The organism is Citrobacter sp. Marseille-Q3906 (assembly GCF_916618775.1).
Classification (GTDB): domain Bacteria; phylum Pseudomonadota; class Gammaproteobacteria; order Enterobacterales; family Enterobacteriaceae; genus Citrobacter; species Citrobacter murliniae.
Map to the genome: position 1 here is coordinate 897,293 of NZ_CAKAKA010000003.1, position 18,360 is coordinate 915,652.

The 18,360-nt window shown below is 44.5% G+C and carries 15 protein-coding genes and 2 pseudogenes; 9 read left to right on the plus strand and 8 right to left on the minus strand.

Annotated features, from left to right (window positions below; all coding sequences use genetic code 11):
• Nucleotides 1-338: 338 nt before the first annotated feature.
• Nucleotides 339-794: a hypothetical protein gene (locus LG384_RS21635; RefSeq protein ID WP_225761495.1), complete on the minus strand. Its 456-nt coding sequence runs from the start codon at nucleotides 792-794 to the stop codon at nucleotides 339-341.
• Between the two features lie 15 nt (nucleotides 795-809).
• Nucleotides 810-1,577 carry a hypothetical protein gene (locus LG384_RS21640; RefSeq protein ID WP_225761496.1) on the minus strand — a complete coding sequence of 256 codons (768 nt, stop codon included), beginning with the start codon at nucleotides 1,575-1,577 and terminating at the stop codon, nucleotides 810-812.
• Nucleotides 1,578-2,804: 1,227 nt separating this feature from the next.
• On the opposite strand from LG384_RS21640, the gene LG384_RS21645 reads away from it, so the two are divergent.
• The 4 genes and pseudogenes from LG384_RS21645 (at nucleotide 2,805) to LG384_RS21660 (ending at nucleotide 9,477) form a co-directional block, all read left to right on the plus strand.
• The gene (locus LG384_RS21645) at nucleotides 2,805-4,961 is read left to right on the plus strand and encodes a hypothetical protein (RefSeq protein ID WP_225761497.1); all 2,157 of its coding nucleotides are present in this window, start codon (nucleotides 2,805-2,807) and stop codon (nucleotides 4,959-4,961) included.
• Nucleotides 4,962-5,336: 375 nt separating this feature from the next.
• A complete protein-coding gene (locus LG384_RS21650) occupies nucleotides 5,337-6,623 on the plus strand; it encodes a putative phage abortive infection protein (protein WP_225761498.1) in 1,287 nt (428 codons plus the stop codon).
• Between the two features lie 406 nt (nucleotides 6,624-7,029).
• Nucleotides 7,030-7,302: pseudogene (locus tag LG384_RS21655) on the plus strand (hypothetical protein); the annotation flags it as partial.
• Nucleotides 7,303-9,477, plus strand: coding sequence for a P-loop NTPase fold protein (locus LG384_RS21660; RefSeq protein ID WP_225761499.1), 2,175 nt, complete (start codon nucleotides 7,303-7,305; stop codon nucleotides 9,475-9,477).
• A gap of 265 nt (nucleotides 9,478-9,742) precedes the next feature.
• Here the strand turns inward: LG384_RS21660 and LG384_RS21665 are convergent, their stop codons facing one another.
• A complete protein-coding gene (locus LG384_RS21665) occupies nucleotides 9,743-10,177 on the minus strand; it encodes a LysR substrate-binding domain-containing protein (RefSeq protein WP_255642573.1) in 435 nt (144 codons plus the stop codon).
• Between the two features lie 108 nt (nucleotides 10,178-10,285).
• On the opposite strand from LG384_RS21665, the pseudogene LG384_RS21670 reads away from it, so the two are divergent.
• Nucleotides 10,286-10,957, plus strand: a pseudogene (locus LG384_RS21670) (hypothetical protein).
• Between the two features lie 436 nt (nucleotides 10,958-11,393).
• On the opposite strand, the gene LG384_RS21675 reads toward LG384_RS21670, so the two are convergent.
• From LG384_RS21675 to LG384_RS23420, 5 genes are all read right to left on the minus strand, one after another.
• Nucleotides 11,394-11,867, minus strand: a complete 474-nt coding sequence (locus tag LG384_RS21675) for an inovirus-type Gp2 protein (protein ID WP_225761501.1) — start codon at nucleotides 11,865-11,867, stop codon at nucleotides 11,394-11,396.
• A gap of 175 nt (nucleotides 11,868-12,042) precedes the next feature.
• Entirely contained in the window at nucleotides 12,043-12,630 is a 588-nt protein-coding gene (locus LG384_RS21680) for an inovirus-type Gp2 protein (RefSeq protein ID WP_225761502.1), read from the minus strand.
• A 50-nt stretch (nucleotides 12,631-12,680) separates the two neighbouring features.
• Nucleotides 12,681-13,307 (minus strand): inovirus Gp2 family protein, encoded by a 627-nt coding sequence (locus LG384_RS23415; protein ID WP_225761503.1) that lies wholly within the window; start codon nucleotides 13,305-13,307, stop codon nucleotides 12,681-12,683.
• Nucleotides 13,308-13,568: 261 nt separating this feature from the next.
• Nucleotides 13,569-13,790 (minus strand): AlpA family transcriptional regulator, encoded by a 222-nt coding sequence (locus tag LG384_RS21690; RefSeq protein WP_225761504.1) that lies wholly within the window; start codon nucleotides 13,788-13,790, stop codon nucleotides 13,569-13,571.
• 93 nt (nucleotides 13,791-13,883) lie between these two features.
• Nucleotides 13,884-14,450, minus strand: coding sequence for a putative zinc ribbon protein (locus LG384_RS23420; protein WP_370637219.1), 567 nt, complete (start codon nucleotides 14,448-14,450; stop codon nucleotides 13,884-13,886).
• A gap of 444 nt (nucleotides 14,451-14,894) precedes the next feature.
• On the opposite strand from LG384_RS23420, the gene LG384_RS21700 reads away from it, so the two are divergent.
• The 4 genes from LG384_RS21700 (at nucleotide 14,895) to LG384_RS21715 (ending at nucleotide 18,351) form a co-directional block, all read left to right on the plus strand.
• On the plus strand, nucleotides 14,895-15,887 hold the full coding sequence (locus LG384_RS21700; protein WP_225761506.1) for a hypothetical protein: 993 nt from the start codon (nucleotides 14,895-14,897) through the stop codon (nucleotides 15,885-15,887).
• 84 nt (nucleotides 15,888-15,971) lie between these two features.
• Nucleotides 15,972-16,862 carry a GTPase family protein gene (locus tag LG384_RS21705; RefSeq protein WP_225761610.1) on the plus strand — a complete coding sequence of 297 codons (891 nt, stop codon included), beginning with the start codon at nucleotides 15,972-15,974 and terminating at the stop codon, nucleotides 16,860-16,862.
• Nucleotides 16,863-17,057: 195 nt separating this feature from the next.
• Nucleotides 17,058-17,747, plus strand: coding sequence for a YafY family protein (locus LG384_RS21710; protein ID WP_225761507.1), 690 nt, complete (start codon nucleotides 17,058-17,060; stop codon nucleotides 17,745-17,747).
• A gap of 58 nt (nucleotides 17,748-17,805) precedes the next feature.
• Complete coding sequence (locus LG384_RS21715) at nucleotides 17,806-18,351, plus strand: hypothetical protein (protein ID WP_225761508.1); 546 nt, start codon at nucleotides 17,806-17,808, stop codon at nucleotides 18,349-18,351.
• Nucleotides 18,352-18,360: the final 9 nt, after the last annotated feature.

The following is an 18,360-nucleotide window of genomic DNA, read 5'->3' on the forward strand; positions in this document are numbered from 1 at the left end:
TCTTCAATTAACACCCTGTTATTGTAATCGGCAAACTTGTTCCTCGTCAGGTCGATATAATAATCATGATATTTAACCACTACGTGAGTCTTTATATATTTATTAATTTCAGGTGAACATGAAAATCGTATAATCCACGCTGGGTATCCATGTTCAGTTAGGTATCTCGCTAGGAAGTTACTTGCCAGGTCGCAACCCCCGCTAGGGAAGCCATTCAGTTCTTTATGCCATCTCGGCATAAAGAAACACGCATGGGAATGTGTATCCGAAGCCATTACCAGAGTATTCCGGAAGGCCTGAATATTTTTTAATTTCTCGTTCCATTTTCACCTGCAAGCTCAATTTAAATAGTCATCATAACGTTTTAACGGAGGTATATCTAAAGACAATATTCTTCCACGATTAACAATATAAGTGTCCGGATAAAAATCAGCCAGCACTGTGAAATCATATTGTTTACAGAATGCCAGAAGATGTGGATTTTTTACATCCTCAATAACCACATCACTCCACGGATTAGATTCACAGCATAGTTTCAGAAATGATTTAAACCAGCCCCTATGCTGTATCTCTTCAGGAAGCTGAACATTGTGAATGGTCAGGCAGTCGCCGTCGTACAGGTTTGAACTCTGCCGTAGCACGACGATAATGCCATGCTCTTCAATCTGTACCCCAGCGCGGTGCTCCTTCATATCGCAGTTGTAATGCTTTGCTCTGTTGAGCCAGGCAAGAAGCTGCTGCTCCGTGGAAGGGGATTCAGCGGCTAGCCATTTCATATAACTTACTCTGTCCATTCTGCCCTCAATAAGTCAAAACGGTGTTCGTGAGGCTCCCGGAGGAAGCGGAACTTCGTAGCTGCCATGCGCGATTTCATATCGCCGGATGAATGCGGAAACCTGCCTGTCGAGTTGTTCAAACAGCGTGATTAGGTCAGTGATCAGGGCCGCCACGAACCCATCATCAATTATGATTCTGTTTCGGATCAACCTGATTTTTTTAAATTTGCAGTATCCGTCAATATGTGAAAGCCGGTCAGCGCGGTGATTCTCTATTTCACCTTCGGAGTGAACTAAAACGTGCCGTATTTGCTCCACTTTAAGCATATCTTCCCACAGTTCCCACAAGGTGCTTCCCTGATTGATATTAAAACCAGCTTCACGCCGAAGAAACTGGCGGTAACGCTTTATGCTTATTTCCTTTAAGTATTTATCGCTCACATCCAGCGGAAGGAGTTTGTTTATCTCCGTGCACAAAGTCTTTATCTGGTGTTCAAAAAAATTATAAAGCGCGATAACCATAGACTTTCGATGCATCGCTGGGTAAATGTCACCGAACTCCTGGAATTCCCGATTGTAACTACTGATAATATCCTCATGATGAATTTCATCATTATTTTTCAAATGTTGAGAAACTTCATCAGAAATCATTCTGTCACTTTGTTTTATATTGCTTTCTGTATATTGATTATATGCTGAGTAATCAAAAAGATCTGACTTAGTGAAATGACAAATATGGCAGAGTGTTGTGCCAAAAAAATCTATAATATTGGGGTAACAAAATTCACTATCTGGTTCCATACGCATCCTTCTTCGCATTTGACAGTTTTGACAGAGCCGGGAGCACTGCCGGAGCCTGCCTAATCATAATTCGCCCCTGAACTGGACGTACAGCGCTTTGTGTCCAGGTAGCGGGAAAATGAAGAAAGGACGGTCTGCCAGCAGTTCTGCGACCGCACCGGCGCACCGGGCGCAGAGTATGCCAGCAGATTTCCGACTGGCCGCGCAGCTGCGATGGCACATATGTCAGTAGGACGAAAAGTACTGAATGGTAGCGGCCAAACGGTGGTTTGAAAATGACCGGGCGACACGGTATTACGGGACTTTTACAGTACTGATAATGAGGAAATGTATATGTATCAGCTTATAAAACTATATGGCGGGCAGATGGCCCAAAATCCATCCGAATACCGGATTTTGTTTCAGGGCAATTATCTCGCCGCCATATGGATTTATGCTTAGAGCAATAATCTTGTAAGTAATTGATAATAATGCATTATTTAGCATGGTCCGCACTCTGAAATGCCGGGTGCGAGGTTTGGCGAAGATGGCCGATATTCGGGTGTTTTGCTCTGGTATCGACGAAATAAGACAGGCGTGGCGGAATTTTTTCTGCGATTCTTGGGAAAAAAATGAATAAAAACAGTGAAAGTACTGAATGGTAGCGGCCAAACGGTACATAAAATGTCCGGGCGACACGGTATTACGGGACTTTTACAGTACTGGTTATGTGTAAAGATGCCAGCTGCGGGCCGTGTTCACCGGCGCATCGAGCGTAAAGTATGCCAGCAGATTTCAGGCTTGCCGCGCAGCTGCAGCTTGCGGGATGCCAGCACTGGACAGAATCACTGCACCGTCTATGAACTGGCGCCCCTTCATGCCCTAGCCGGAGAGGCTTGGATGTCGCTTGTGTGCCAGTAGAGGAAGTTCGCTTGATTGATGTCTATGTCAGGCCATGGCTAAGGGCATGCTTTCCTTAACGGTTGTATAAGTTTGTCTATCGAACAATAAGCACACCAATCATTGCGAATGACTTGCCGTCCAACCAGAAAAGCTATAGAGAGCCAGAACTATACAGATACGAAGACACGGTAATATACTCAAAATACGGCTTTTATGACTAAAAGTCGGTCATGTCAGGTGGAATCTTTTATGACGGACAATGAATGTGTAGCTGGATTTCTGGGTACGCAACCTAGCGGAAAAAAATTGACAACATAAATCATTAAAACGTTTCCAGGAGGGGAAATGAAGCTTAACGTAGATTTGAAGAACTGCTATGGCATAAGTGAGCTGAATCACTGTTTTGACTTCACGAATAGTAGCGGGTATGCGATATACGCACCCAACGGCTTCATGAAAACCTCCATGTCAAAAACCTTTGATGACTATGCAAAAGGTAAAGAGTCTGGAGATTTGATTTTTCCAGATCGGGTGACGACAAGGATATTCACCGATGGTGCTGGAACTGCGATTTCGGCAGATTCGATCTTCGTCATAGAGCCATACAACCAAGAGTTTTCTTCAGAGCGCACTTCACTCCTACTAGTAAACGCGACTATCAAACAGCAGTATGACAATGCTCTAAAACAGATTTCCGAGAAACTTGGCATTTTGCTTAGTAAGTTAAAGCAACTATCTGGACTCACGGGCAGAACGATCACGCCAGAGACTGAAATTTTGAAGGTGTTTGGCTCTAAAGGTTTAGCTGATCTCCTTGATTCATTGGAGGAAACTGTTGGACAAACTCAACCGCGCAAACTTGCTAATCTTGTCTATGGTGAAATTTTTAATGACAAGACCATTGCCCTACTTGAGTCAGGGACGATCAAAGATCAAATTGAGGAATATATCAAACGGTATAACGACTTGGTATCCAAGTCGGATGTATTGAGTAAGCAGTTCAATCATTACAGTGCAGGAGCTGTTAATAAAGAACTTTCCGCCAACGGATTCTTTGCTGCAAAACACACCATTAATCTTCATACCAAAGATGGAAAGACAGAGATCACTTCCGCTGAGGAGCTGACGCAGAAAATTGAAGACGAACGGAAAAAAATTTTCGCGGATAAAGAACTTGCTACAAAGTTCGATGCGATTGACAAGAAAATTCAGAACACTGAGCTTAGGAAGTTTAGGGATTATCTATTTGACAATCAAGAAATTCTGCCAGAACTAAAAAATTATAAGCAGCTTCAGAAAGATATTTGGATCTCGTATCTAGTTAGTCAAAAGACTCTTTATGACGATTTTCTAGCTGAATTCAAGGCGGGAAAGGTAACGATTGAAGATGCAGTAAGACAAGCCAAAGAAGAAAGAACAGATTGGGAGAAAGTCGTAGAGACGTTTAACAAGCGATTCTTTGTTCCATTCAAGATGTCTGTCGCCAATCAAGATGATGTGATTTTGAAAGGAATGAAACCCTCTATTGCCTTCAAATTCTCAGACGGCGAGCGTGAGGGCGAAGTACCGCGTGACTCATTGCTTAAGGTCCTCAGTCAAGGCGAGAAAAGGGCGCTTTACATACTAAATATTCTTTTTGAAATTCAATCCAGGCAAAAGCAAGGTGGTGTGACCATTCTTGTTGTGGACGACATCGCAGACTCGTTTGACTACAAAAATAAGTATGCCATCATTGAGTACTTAAATGACATAAGCCATTCAGGAAGTTTCTATTGCATCTTCCTTTCGCATAACTTTGACTTTTATCGAAGCATAAGCGGAAGACTTAATTTAAAACGTGATTTTAAACTAATGGCTTCAAAAAGTGGGCGCAAGCTTACTCTCAGTAAAGAGCTATATCAGAATAATCCATTTTTGTATTGGAGAGACAACCTTACAGGGCCCGCTTATTGCATTTCAGCGATTCCTTTTGTCAGAAACCTTGCTGAGTACTGTGGTCATAAAGCTGACTACTCGACACTAACTGCGCTTCTTCATGTTAAAGCAAACACGGACACAATTACGCTAGATGATCTATGTGTGATCTACAAGCGCATCTTGGTTGATAAGGCGGCGCTAGCACTTACGCCTACCCATCGCACAGTGATAGATGTCCTTACTCAGGAGGCAGAGGCAATTGCTGCGGGAATCGATGATCACATAGAGTTAGAAAAGAAAATCGTTATTTCCATTGCGATTCGCTTGCTTGCAGAACGTCACATGATCAAGCGAATAAATAACCAGGCTTTTGTGGATGCGATAACCAGGAATCAGACGGTAGAGCTTCTTAAAGAGTACAAACGTGCTGCGCTAGGCAGTGCAGAGGAGATTGCGAAGTTAGAGCAAGTGAACCTCATCACACCAGAGAATATCCATCTCAACTCGTTTATGTATGAACCCATACTTGATATGGGTTCGGCTCACCTTAGGAGTCTTTATGTAGATGTGAAGGCATTAGTTTAGTTCAAGCTGATATAGAAAAATGGAGTTCTTCTTTTGTTCCTGGAGGCGTAAGGTTGGTCGGCAACCACCCCCCTTGATTAAGGATAGCGTTGCATCGACCCATTGAACTCACAGCTCAAAGCAGACCTTCAGTTCAGTCAGAAGGTCTGCTGAGTGCCACAAGCGGACATTGAAAACATTGAGATATGTAAATTTATAGGGAGCAGGTCAGCTCAAAATGTAGGATTGAAGTATTAATTGGTGAGATGTTTTTTCAATTCATAAAAACGCTAACTATCCAATTTTTATGGCTTTTATGCCTTATTTTTAGTATGATCTGTGCTCTTTTTAGATTATAAATTCATTAATCATGGGGCAATTTTCCATAGGGTTTATATGATTTTACTATTCGTTGTCATTTTTATATTAATCGGTGTTTTTTGGAGTTGGTTCCAAACTAATGTGGCAATAATAGGAGGGCTTGCTACAGCGCTTGCTTTTTTTGCAACAGCGTGGTCTGCTCATGAAGGTAGGAAAAGTGCTAAGGCAGCCCTTCGTGCTGTTAAAACATCAGAAAATGCATTAGAGGAAACCCGAGCTAACTATCGCATGGATGCCTTCAATCAGCGTTTTTCCTTGCTTCTAACGCAACACAACACTTATCTTGAAAAAGTAAATACCTATGTTCGTACTGATTCAGGATGGAGTTTTATAAAAAAGTTATTTGACTCTAAAAAACATTACGAAGCGTTTGATGCGATGAGTGGGCACATTACTCTCAGCCCTTATATGCGGATTTTGTACCACACTCTTAAATTTATAGAGGAAGATTTCTTTGGCTCAAAAGATGATATAGTAGGGAGAAAAAAGTATACATCGCTTATCAGATCACTTATAAGTAATGATGTGTTGTTTTTGATTGCAGTAAATTCTATTTACATTCGCAATAAAGGTGCATGCAATCAATATTACAAGTTTCAATATCTTCTTCAACGGTTTGATTTTTTTGAACACGCGGATTTTTTTACCATTTATCACCAAAATGATATTAATAAAAAAAACGAATTAAAAGAACCATTTCGAGGTTTGGAAGATTCTTTCAGATTATGCTTTCATGAATATTTAAGTGACGGGAATTATAATTCCATTATAGAATACAAACCTGAGGTGTGCGTACCTGTCATTGTTGCATACATCTATAAAAACCCGCTTCAAAACCTCGTGATAAATTGGTTCAACAACACTCCAAGAACGTTGGTAAATATATTTATAGATAGAATTGATAAAAGAGACTACAACGATATTTTTAATGAGTTTTTCTCTGGTCATTATCTTAAATGCTATGTCATTAGTTATAAACCTGATATGAACTCTCAATTTAATGTGAAAGGTAAACTAACTCTGGATTCGGCTATAATAAAATCCATTGTAAGAGCGGTTAAAGATGGACGTTTAAAGGTTACCGATTGTGATAATTTAAGGTTGGTTATTTTAAACGAAAATACTGGCCGCGTGTCATTTTATAACAAGTTTGAAACGCTTTACTATAGAATTAAAGATTACAGCAACGTGATTAATAGAAAAAACGAAATTTTATTTGGTAAAGGATTTTACCCAGTACAACAGATGGCTGGTAAAATTAGAGAGGTTGAAAAAAAATTACGCAGACAACGTGCTCAATAATTTAAGAGTTTTGGTTTGATGCATCAAGTTTCAGACCAATGGCATTACATCACTAAACTTAGCGATGTAATGAAGTAAAACCAATGGGGATCGGCTGTAAAAAAATCATATAGTTAGTTGTTAACTGTATTATTACAATAAATGTCGGAATTAGTACTGGTTGAATCAAGTTTCCTAAAAGTCATATAAAAGTTTCAGCTTCTCGCTCACAGCGGACCTTCAGCTCAGGTAACTTGTCCGCTTCGTGCCAGAAGCGGAAGTTGATGGCCTAGTGTAAGAGCTATCCTCGGCTTATATGAAAACAGTATTATCAACGGCTAGAAAGTGTATAGATTAGCCGTGGCGATTCACCCGAACGCTCTGGATCTGGCTTGCATTTAAGTTAAGGTATCATTTTGCGCAATGTGTCATCACGGATGGCTGGTCCCATTTCTCGGAGCTGCTGGGCCTGTTCACTCTGTACGTGAGACACCCGGACGCACTGGCGCACGGTCACCACGGTGAGCACGTGATGTTCTCCCCGCCTGGGAACTCCTCAAAAGACGGCTTTTTTGGCCTCGATGGCCTGTGCATCTTCCTGCCGGTAGACGACTTTGAGACGCTGGTTCGCGCGCTGGTTACGCGCTCCAATGACGGCGTACTGGCCGACGCCCTGAACGGCCTGTGTGGAGAATTATAAGTGACTGTAAGTAATGAACTTTCCCGGGCTGGATTTGAAGGCCCGGTATTGAAAACAGAAGATGACCGTTACGGATTCACGGCAATTGCTGACGGACTGGCCCGTAGCATCTGTGCCTTGGACGAGAATATCAGTACGGTGATAGGAATTGAGGGCCGGTGGGGATCAGGAAAATCCAGTCTGATGCACCTCCTGTCGACTCAGCTAAGAGCCCGTGTACCAAAAACAACACAGCTTATTCCTTTTTCACCATGGCTGAATTCACCTGATGAAAGTCCCGTATCGTCTTTATTGATGACAATTGCTGCCAGACTCGATAAATGGGACAACACCGCAAAAGTTTGCCCAACGCGTCTCTCACCACTGGCAGAAAACATTCTCACTTACGCGCAACAGACATCCCGCAGACTATCACCATTAACACGTTTTGCCGGTAACTTTATGCCGGGAGTGGGGCTTATTGCTGATGGTATGGATGCCATTGCAAGCATCGACCTGCAGCGGCGGGAGAAGACGACGTCAGAACTACGTGAAATTATTGAGAGTAAAATTTCAGCGCTCGGTGTCAGCTTCATTGTGATCATTGACGATCTGGACAGACTTGAGCCGGACCAAGCGGTGGAAATACTACGAATGGTGCGGTCTGTCGCAGATTTCTCACGCTTTCGCTACGTCATGTGCTACGACCGGGATGTCTTGGCCCACGCCGTGGAGAGAGGCCTCGGAGTACAGGAAGGCGCACTCTATCTTCAGAAAGTTATCCCGCTGTCATTCAGCCTGCCAAGACCTGAAAGTTTTGATCTACGCCGCGAATTCCGTCAGGGGGCACTGGCTCTATGGCGGGAAATCAATGGAAGTGAGCCGGATGATAAACTTATCCGCGTGCTAGCTCAGTATACAGGTATCTACGGCGAAGCCTTGTCCAGCCCCCGCGAAGTAAACCAGGTTCTGAATGCCGTCCGTTTTCGATATCCCGGCCTGCGGGATTACGTATATTTCCCGGATTTGTGCCTCATTCAGCTTCTTGTCACCGTCAATCCGGCACTTGCCAGTTGGGTCGAGCATTACCTGACGGACTGGTCGATTGTGGTTATGCATGATGGGCATGTCAGTGACGGAGAACGATTGCTCCTGACGGAAAAACTGATACAGGCTATCAACCAGTTTGGTGCTATCCCGGCGCGCTCCGTCTGGGAATTGCATGACTGGCTACCAGGCATTGACGGTATCGATGAGAAAACACTCAGACTTTTTGTTCCTGCACCGGAAAACAGCCAGGAGCAGTCTGACTCACTGCGCCGGTTGTCCAGCCCGGTGTACTGGCGATACTATTTTTCCTTTTCAGCTCCGCAGAACGTTATGTCTGATGCGGAAATTCGGGAAATACTTTCTCTCGCAAGTTTCGACTACGCAGCTCTCGAGAAACGGCTACTTAACAGCGTGACAGCTAACGGTGTGTCCTCCAGAACTTGGTTTGAACATATACTGGCCAGGCTGACGCCAGCCATGACGCTGAGTGCGGGCTATCGCGCTCAAAAAAATCTTCTGCGGTTTTTCTTCCACTGCAGTGATGCAATCTTTCCCATCTATCGTGAACGGAATTTATTTTTCCGGCCGGAAGAATTGGATATCAATGCCCTGGTTTCACAACTCATCAAACAACTGCAGCAAAAGCAACCTGTGCTGGCGACATCTTACCTTAGCCGACTTTTTTTCGATGCCAGAAGTTTTTCCTGGGCTACCACCTATTTACGCTTTCTGGCTCAACAAGGGGACGGTGAACCGGTTAGCCGCGAAGAAGTGTCTAATCTTCGTCTGATAATGAAAATCCGATTCGCTGATAAGAGCATCCAACAAGCCATGGCTGAAATTCCTTTTTTGACAAGCTTCCTATATGCCTGTAAGGATATGGTCAGTAAGGAAGAAATCTGCACGTGGATCGTGGGAGAGCATCTGAGCGACAGGGCATTTCTGCAGATACTGCTGAACTTGCGCTCCCCGGTCAGTAGTAGCAATCTAGGTACCTACCAGCGCCTCGACTTGGACGCTCTTCAGGCTGTATTTGGTATTGCCGGAATTGAGTCAAGGCTAGAAAATATCAAATTCGCAGGTGAGGATGCTCTTAAAGGTATGGTCGCTGAAATTGAAAATGCGATCAGGCTGAATAAGATGTGAATGATAAGGTTAGGGTGAAGAGCGCAAGCAGTTTTAGCATCTGTAATGTTTCAGGATTCTGCAATCGATGATATCCGTGGAGAGTAAGACGTCATGACTGTCGTGATATGGAAAGGTGGACGCTACACCCCGGCGTAAGAAACCACACTGCGCTAGACAGGCGGCTTCGTGGTTTACAGAGAGGCTCTGGCAAAAGTGTCTTTCTCTCTGAATGTTTCACAACCATCTATTATGGCCCCCGCGCAACCACTGGAGTACGGGGTCATTATATTTCCGTACATGCCATCTCATAGGCAAAATCTGCTAGGGGAATTGGCGGGGTGAATCTACATAATGATTCATGATACAGCTCCGGACTGATGGCGCGACTGGCAACCGTTAAAATGAGAACCGTTCCAGGAAGAAGGCTAACAGCTGCGCTCCAGTGCGGTAATGACAGGCAAATATGCCGTTTAAGCCCCTTCCTCATTAGCATTTTTTCAGCTTCGTCCATCGCATCCGGTAATTGTCCGAGCATCACATGCGGTCGATCGAGCCACTCTTCTAGGGTCAACTCTCTGTCTTCAGGCCGAAATTGTCGGTCCGCCAGACAAATAAATTGCTCAGGGAACAACTCTGATTTTTTAACCCCTATTTGTTCGTCCGGAAAAATTCCCATCGAGAGATCGATAACCCCTTCACTTAGCTGGGCAAGCATCATGTCATGGCCTGCCTGACTGATAACCAAATCGATAACGACATCGGCCATCTTCAGGCTATCGCGCCGTCAGCCATTGCGCCCGAGATAAAACTTCATACTGCATCAGGAATGAAGGATGTCCCTGTGCCACGGGAAATGACAACGGATGACATTCAGCGGACAGTACAGGAGTTCCGTCATGCTGCACGCTGCGCGATTGAAGCCGGTGCTGATGGGGTTGAGATTCACGGCGCTAATGGTTACCTCATCCAGCAATTTTTTGCGCCTAATGCCAACACCCGTGATGACTAATACGGGGGATCGATTGAGAACCGGACGCGTTTTGCTCTCGAAGTGGCAAAAGCTGTCGCTGAAGAGATTGGCGCGGCAAGAACGGGGTTCAGAGTCTCCCCAGGCGCATCGCTGGGAGACCTAGATGAAGGTGCAGAATCGACAGCATTGTATCGTTTTCTCGCCACTGAATTGAACAAACTTGGCCTGGCGTTCATTGATGTCATGCACTGGGGTAACGAAGAGTTGCTGAAAGAGTTACGAATGCTGTGGGACCAGACTCTCATTCTTAATCGTCCAGGGCGTTCTCGCAACGATATAGGCACTGATGTTGAAACAGGACTTGCCGATATGGAGTCGTATGGCGCTATGGTTCTGGCAAATCCGGATTTTGTACATCGTGTTACTGTGAAAGCCGAGATGAATGAAGCCGATAAAGCGACATTTTTTTGGGGGGGGGGATGCTCACGGATTTACGGACTACCCTTTACTGAAATAACACCTCCATAACAATCTCCGCTATCACGAGCGAACTTTATTCCAGCGATTGAACTTCATTATCCGTTCAATCGCTGGATATGGGAACAACTGGCCAGCAGTTCAGCCCCCGTTGTTCTACTTGCCAATGGAATCACAATTAAACAAGCTGCTTATCTCGATTCCGTTCTGAATACTCTATTCATGTTTTCTTACCGCAAGCTGAGATTAAGTCGCTTTAATCACTAGAGACTTTTTTGCTGCACTACTCATCTTTTACTCACTTCAGGTCAATTCACCTGCCTTCCGAAAACGTTCCTCATCAGATCATGCTGACATATAAAATACACTATTTTATTGATTTTAAAGAGTTGGTTTGTTAATGGTTATCGCGCGATCCTGTTTACGTTTTCCCGCCTTACCGGAAGGTGTTTGTGGTCGGTTCACAGTACATAAATGCTGGATTTATTTAATTAATCACTTGTGAGATGAGTTGTTGGAGCAAGCGATAGCTGTGTTGAAAGGATTCTGTGTCGGTACGATCCAGCTGTAGGTAAGAGGATACTGGCCACTTCACAGATTGATTTACTGTTATGAGCTTCCACACTTGGGAAAGAAGATAAACTATTGAGCTAATCGTGTCTGAGAGTTCACCATCTTTGCCGGTTTGCCAGATGCTGTTTTGGTTCAATAGCAATACGCCGTGAAGTGTTGATTGGGTCGTAAGCCATATATAGCGCAGCTGTGTAGGAGGCGCAGTCTTTCCGGCATCAATTCTTTCGTTTATGAATGCTTCCAATAGTGGTCTGAATACGGCCTGAAACCTTGAATGGGATGCTTCTAATTCATTGGCATCTGAACTAAGACTGAAGTTCAGTGCAATAAGTCTGGGATACTGGTCAATAGCAGCCTGAAGAGTTCGTTGTGCAGTGGTGAAATCCATGATGTTGTCCTGAAAAGAGCAATAATGGCGGACAGAGGCCGACACGGGAGAGTCCCGTTGATGCATATCAGCCTGATATTACAAGGTGTTAAAGTGATAACGCTTTAGCGCAGAGAAAGTTCGGGGAGAACTTGTGCTTCGCGTTCACAGGATACTGCTGATTTTCTGAATGGGCCTACCAGGCGCTACTTTCCAGCGCTCGCGCTTCAGGGGACGCTACGCCACGCCGGTCACGGACCATGTCACTCAAATGCCAAGTCAGCCTGTTGATCTCCTCCTGAATGAACGTATCGGACTCGTCCAGAAGAAAGATTCCGTCATGTGTTCTTTCATAAACAGGGGCGGTTATTGGTATGTCTGATAATCCAAGCGTTTTACTCCATGCCCCGCGAAGTAAGGAGTCCAGTACAGGAATCCTTGCATGCATAGGAAGGCTATTCCAGACTAGGTCTTGGTCCAGAAAGACGACCGCATGATAAAAAGGCCTGAGTTCATCGCTTGTCCACAGAAAGTCTGGTTTTATCGGTGGTGTATTCGCACCCCATGCCTTTTCCGATAATGATGTTCCCAATGATTCGATGAAACAGCGGGACAGTTCTCGGCGTCGGTTAACCAGAGTATCAATGTCAGACCACAACTCCATTCTGACCACCAGCAATCGTGAATGAGATTTCAATGCCTGTCTGATGACTGAGCTCATTTTGTCCAGATACGGAGGGTAGGATGGCTGATACTTTGAGTTGAGACTAAGAAATTGTTGCATTTAATTCTCCATAAACATCAGGTTAGTTTTTACTTTATAAGAGCGTGTAGTTAGGCGTCAGGGGTAATCATTACAGGGTCTGGACGGCTGCATCCGAAGGAGCGTTCGCCATCACCGGAGTACTTAGTTGACTCTTTGGCCATGTAGCGAGCTCGTTGAAATATCTGATGCTGATCCTGTTCGTTTGTGTGCTTGTCGATATGCATACAGGGCAGCCGAGGGGGAAAGGCAACAAGGGAAGCATTTTGTGGATACCATGGAAGGTTTAGGGCACTACACCATGCTCTTTGGATGAGGTTCGCTAGTGACAGATCTCCTTCCTGTGGAGCGGAGTATTCCCCCAAAGTGTAGAACGTATCTTTATTGAGCAGCAAAAGGACATGGTAGTGTTTGTTACCCGTGATACCTCCGAATTCGCGTACCCAGACATATTGGAGCGTAGTAGGGTGGACTCGTTTCCCTAGAGCAGACTTTCCCACCATCCAGGACCTGATTTGATATTTCAGCGCCTCAAAAAATCGGGATATCACTGCGGAATCCTGTCGTGAATCTCCTCGGACGGGAAAATGCAGCATGGTGAAAATACAGGATAATCTGGGGTGTCTGAGTAATGCTGATTCAATGGTCTGTTGAATACGTTCTTCGTAGTGAGAGTTATATGTGTATCGGGAAGACATGTTTTAATCCTTCTCCAGGTAAAGTGAATCCCCCGATGCCAGACGTAAGAGTACCCGCCATGGTTAATGTAGCAGGCGTATACGATCAGGGGATTAGTAGTGTGAGTTACTACTGATTGAATGAGATATGAATGTAGTGATTGAATTAACTTATTGAATACTAATAAATCTATACCGACATCAAATCCTTTAAACCTACTTGCTACAATGGGCGAAATGAAGCCACTTTCACGTTATCTGTGGCGGAAAATGATTCTGGAATTATCCTCTTCCTGAGGCATCAATTTTCTCTTGTAACCATGCCTCAACTTCGCTCTTACGCCATCGGGAGCATCTGCCCAGTTTAATGGGAGCAGGGAAGCGTTTATTTTTGACTAGCTGATAAATCCATTTGTCTGACACTTTAAGCAAAGTAGTAAGGAAAACCATGTCCACAAGCATGTCACTCATCAGATCCGGGAGTACAGATTTGTTATCTAGCATGTCATTTCTCCTGTTATGTTGATTAGTCAGGAGTTGAGTTCTGTTGCTCTGTATAGAGGAACGGTCATCTCCTTCACAGGATAGGGAACGATGTTAAAAAAGACTCCAGACAGGTTCCTTACTGGTATCGGAGAAAGATTCATACCCGCTTTTGCTTGTATGTTCTGGTAACTGTTCAATCAACCGAGAACAAGTCCAGTCTTCACAGAAAGGGCATTGTTTGTCGCCCTTATAGCGACGGTTGCATAAAACGCAGAACCATATTCCAGCCACAGTGGCTTGCTTCATCTGTCGTTTGTGCTCTCGGGGCCTTAAGGGGCAGTTGATAGCCTTAATAATGGCTACGTTATCATGAAGGGTATGCACAAATTGCTTGATCCCATTGTGGTTGGTGATGAGCTTTAGGGTGCTGCTACAGGCAGCGCATAGAAAAAACTCACCATCCTGCAGGCCTGGCGTTCGGGTATTTACCAGTTCGCCGTTGCTACTGACGGCATTACTTATAGTCGTTACATATTGCATGGTTAGAGCTCCACGTAAGAAAGGTGATAGATATTCGCTAACAAGTAGATTCTGTTCTGAGGCCATGCCTACCCATAGAGAATGAAACAGGATTGCCGCTCTCAACTCCCCCTGCGAAGCCGTAATGCATTTACACATCCACTACCATCTAGCCGGAAGTGACCCTGAATTGTTAATTTTGGTATGAGCACTGCACAGTTACATGAAGCACAGTCCCCAGAGGATTGGACCCAATTCGTAAACAATAACGTTGAATAGAACTCTAATCGTCTGCAAGTTTGTGGGGATGTAGTTTGTTGGATTTTATAATTTGGTTATTTAGTGCTTATCAAGCATTTATTTGATTTAATGTTTCATTATTTCATATGGTTGCATTGATGCTGTTTTGTTGTTTAGCTTCAACATTCATTCAGTTTTCTGTCAATAAATACTCTTTAAATCAACCTTTTTAATGCAATATTTAATGTGTTTATCATCACGTTTAAGACGATATTTTATGTTTAAATTTTCATTTATTAATCATACTGGCTATTCAATAACGAACTCGAACTGGTGAAATTTTAAACACAAAGGAAGGGGGATATGGATTCTGCAGTGCGGAGACTGGTTAGTTTTGAGAGCGAAAGAGAGTGTCAGTTTGCATTGAGCTGGTTGAGTAAAATTGAAAAATTTTCTCTTCCAGGTAAAACCGGAAACAACCTCGAAACTCTGAATCGGCAGATTAATCAGATTCTGAGTTCGTTACCTGCTGCAGGGACTCAGGGCATAAGGTTGGAGGACAAACTCCAGGAGTTGGAGGTTGCTGTGAAAGAAAATATTCTTACCGACGCTGACATAGCATGGCTTAGCAGAAATCCTGTTGCGACCCTTTATCTATGGTGGCGGCTCAAGGTGCAAAAACATGCGATATTTTTCCGTGATCCAAAACTTCGATGGGGAGATGAGGGTAGTATCCTCAACAGTCTAACTGAGGAGGAAGAACACAAATTATTAGATATGGCATGTACCAGCCAGTCTGAGCGTCTTAAGTGGGTCATTGACTATCTGGACAGTCTGATTATCGTTCATTCAGATCACGTGTACACAAAAGGGGAACTACTGGGCAGGCTAAAAAATGAGTTTATTAATGAGAGACGGATCAGGTTATCCCCAGCATGGTTAGTTGCAAAAGATGAAGGCGCATGTAAATGGGCATGGAATTATATTTCTGATTATCAAAGGAAATATTCAATAAAAAGAAATGAGGATAATTCTTCGACAAGCGTTACTGGCGGGAGTTTCACAAGTAATTATCGCCCTGATGAATCTGACTTGGGTGAGTATGTTCTGGCCGTTCAAGCCGCGTTTGAATTATGGGAGGGTGGAGACGACGCTCGCGAATTATTTGTCAATAAAATGAGCCGTTCATGGAGTCAGTATAGTCTCAGACGCTCTCGTAAGGACAAAAAACCCATTAACTGTTATGTAGACAGTGCGACGAAGAAGAAGCTGGAAAGCTATTGTGTGAAAACAAACAGTACTATCACTGAAGTCATAGAGACTCTGATTAACAATCATTGTAAGCCACCTTATTAATATTCCAGAAAATTTTGCATCTATATTACTCATGTGAATCGCTGGGGAATCGTTTCCCGGCGGGTATTTTCACTGGAGTACATGATGTCTGAAAATTACGAGTCCTGGCAGGATACTCACGATACCCTGTATGCCTGCCTTAGCCAGCTTCCGCCGCAAGCAACAAAACGAATCCTCTCTCACCTTAGTAAATCTATTCACTACCAGCCCGTGATAGGCATTATGGGTAAGACCGGCTCAGGCAAGAGCTCTCTCTGCAATGCGCTGTTTCAGCAGCCTGTTTGCCTGACTCATGACTTAACCGCCTGCACTCGTGAACCGCAGCGCCTTATACTGAAAGTGGGTGAATGTGGTATGACACTGGTTGATTTACCTGGTGTAGGTGAAACACCTGAATATGATGAAGAATACCAGTCCCTCTATCGAAGCTTACTGAACGAACTTGATTTGATTATCTGGGTGCTGCGTGCCGACGATCGTGCCAGAACTACAGATATCGATACATATCGTGCATTGATTGAATATGGCGCTGAGCCATCTCGTTTTCTGTTTGTTTTGACGCAAGCCGATCGTGTCCCTCCGTCACCTGCCACCAGCATGCCATTGCCTTCACCAGAGCAGGTGCTATCACTGGCGATACTTAGCTCGCAGACGGCAGGACAATTCCCTTCTTCATTTCCGATAATGGCTGTTTCATCGCACACCGGCTACAACCTGCCAGCACTTGTTGAGCTGATGGTGCATGCCTTGCCGGGACAGGCCAGTAGTGCTGTTTATCGTCAGTTAAAGTCAGAACATAAGACAGAAGAGGCTGAAGCCGCTGTCCGTCAGGCTTTTGGTGATGTTGCCGGGACTGCATTCGATACGGTATTTAACCCCGATGCGTATTCTTCTGGCTGGGCTGTTTTACTCAGGCGGCTTCGTCGGAAATTAGTCCGTCTCGCTGAGCGGCTTTGGGGCAAGATCTTTGGTTGAATGCGTTCACCTGGACAGGGTGTGTCATCGACAGGGGGAACATTTGGTCTATAACAGGCTTACTCATTTATAAACAATAAATTAAGCCTGGAAGATTATTTCACTTCACCGGTTTCTTCTGGACATAACCTGTCCAACCCCTCCGGCATAATAACCTCATGAAATATCAATCTATTTATCACCAGCGGAGACTGTATGGAATCGCCAACATCAGACTCGCGTCATGATCGGATGGCAGTCAGACTTTCAGTCATTATCAGTCGGTTGTTGAGTGGTGAGGCGCTGGTACTGAAATCTTTGTCAGAGGAGTTTGGTGTCTCTGAGCGCACTCTTCGCAGGGATCTGCATCAGCGCCTGATACATCTTGATATACGCAATGATGATGGTATTTACCGGCTAAGTGAGAGCAGGCTGCGCGATCGTTCTCCCGGTGCGCTTTCATTTATCCGGGCGTCAGGTATCGCCCGGATACTCCCCATCCAGGATAAGCAGTTGGTGAATATGCTGATTGATGAGAGCAGGGTGTCCCCTTGCCTTATCTGGCACGCCCCCTTGAAACCTCATGTCACGTTTCCAGAGTTTTTCATCCGTCTTGTTCAGGCAATTTGTCAAAGCCAGCAAATCTCAGTGCTTGCTGATGGACATCGGTATCTCTCGCTGGAGCCTTATCGACTCATTTACTACGGAGAAGAGTGGTATCTGGTTGCATGCCAGTTCAGTGAAATCCGTGTGTTTGCGCTGACTACTATCGGTGCAGTCACAGTGGCTTCAGAAAAGTTCATTCAAAGGGATGATATCAGCAGCCTGATTTCCGGTGAGGGCTTTATCACCGCACTACCGCATTTCCCGTTTATTAACGATGTCATCAATACCTTTCGGCAGTAAATCTGCCAGGAAAGCATATCTGCTTTCCGTTCAATACTTACGTTAAGGAGAAACACGAATGAGTAAATGCTTTTCAAAAAAGAGAATACTGCTTGCAGGCGTACTCAGTCTTGCAGCTTTCAATGCCTCTGCTACCTGGACGGTAAACGGTACGTTCTGTCAGACGAACAGTGATGACGGGCGTGTGATTGTCCGGGTTAAACCCTCGACCGTCGGTTTGATTGAAATGAAGCCTCAATGTAATGGGCGCGGTGCTTTTGGACTGACCGGCAGTAATTTTGGTGTTAACGACACAGTGTATCCCTCCAGCGTGATGTGTAATGCCCAGACGCAGTTCTACACAGTGCAAACGACGATGGCGACCAAAGACATCCGGTCGATCATTAAATCATTCAGTAAATCTGACTCGGTTTCTGTGAACACCTTTGGCGGTGCTTTTTCAGTAAATACGGCGGATTTTTCTAAAGCATGTGCTTCCATTATCGAACAACAGGTTGCAGAAAATGATCCGCAGGAGACATTAAAGCGGGATATGAAACGGATGGGCTATGAGCAGGGGCCTGATGGTCAATGGCATAAACGCAGCCTGACGGCAACACAGTAGGGATACAGG

What these genes read in the sequence shown, in the direction of transcription:
- LG384_RS21645 (WP_225761497.1), top strand. Translation starts at nt 2,805, where the DNA reads ATGAAGCTTAACGTAGATTTGAAGAACTGCTATGGCATAAGTGAGCTG.
- LG384_RS21705 (WP_225761610.1), top strand. Translation starts at nt 15,972, where the DNA reads ATGTCTGAAAATTACGAGTCCTGGCAGGATACTCACGATACCCTGTAT.
- LG384_RS21710 (WP_225761507.1), top strand. Translation starts at nt 17,058, where the DNA reads ATGGAATCGCCAACATCAGACTCGCGTCATGATCGGATGGCAGTCAGA.
- LG384_RS21690 (WP_225761504.1), bottom strand. Translation starts at nt 13,790, where the DNA reads ATGCTAGATAACAAATCTGTACTCCCGGATCTGATGAGTGACATGCTT.
- LG384_RS23420 (WP_370637219.1), bottom strand. Translation starts at nt 14,450, where the DNA reads ATGTGTAAATGCATTACGGCTTCGCAGGGGGAGTTGAGAGCGGCAATC.
- LG384_RS21650 (WP_225761498.1), top strand. Translation starts at nt 5,337, where the DNA reads ATGATTTTACTATTCGTTGTCATTTTTATATTAATCGGTGTTTTTTGG.
- LG384_RS21635 (WP_225761495.1), bottom strand. Translation starts at nt 794, where the DNA reads ATGGACAGAGTAAGTTATATGAAATGGCTAGCCGCTGAATCCCCTTCC.
- LG384_RS21665 (WP_255642573.1), bottom strand. Translation starts at nt 10,177, where the DNA reads ATGATGCTTGCCCAGCTAAGTGAAGGGGTTATCGATCTCTCGATGGGA.
- LG384_RS21715 (WP_225761508.1), top strand. Translation starts at nt 17,806, where the DNA reads ATGAGTAAATGCTTTTCAAAAAAGAGAATACTGCTTGCAGGCGTACTC.
- LG384_RS23415 (WP_225761503.1), bottom strand. Translation starts at nt 13,307, where the DNA reads ATGTCTTCCCGATACACATATAACTCTCACTACGAAGAACGTATTCAA.
- LG384_RS21640 (WP_225761496.1), bottom strand. Translation starts at nt 1,577, where the DNA reads ATGGAACCAGATAGTGAATTTTGTTACCCCAATATTATAGATTTTTTT.
- LG384_RS21700 (WP_225761506.1), top strand. Translation starts at nt 14,895, where the DNA reads ATGGATTCTGCAGTGCGGAGACTGGTTAGTTTTGAGAGCGAAAGAGAG.
- LG384_RS21675 (WP_225761501.1), bottom strand. Translation starts at nt 11,867, where the DNA reads ATGGATTTCACCACTGCACAACGAACTCTTCAGGCTGCTATTGACCAG.
- LG384_RS21680 (WP_225761502.1), bottom strand. Translation starts at nt 12,630, where the DNA reads ATGCAACAATTTCTTAGTCTCAACTCAAAGTATCAGCCATCCTACCCT.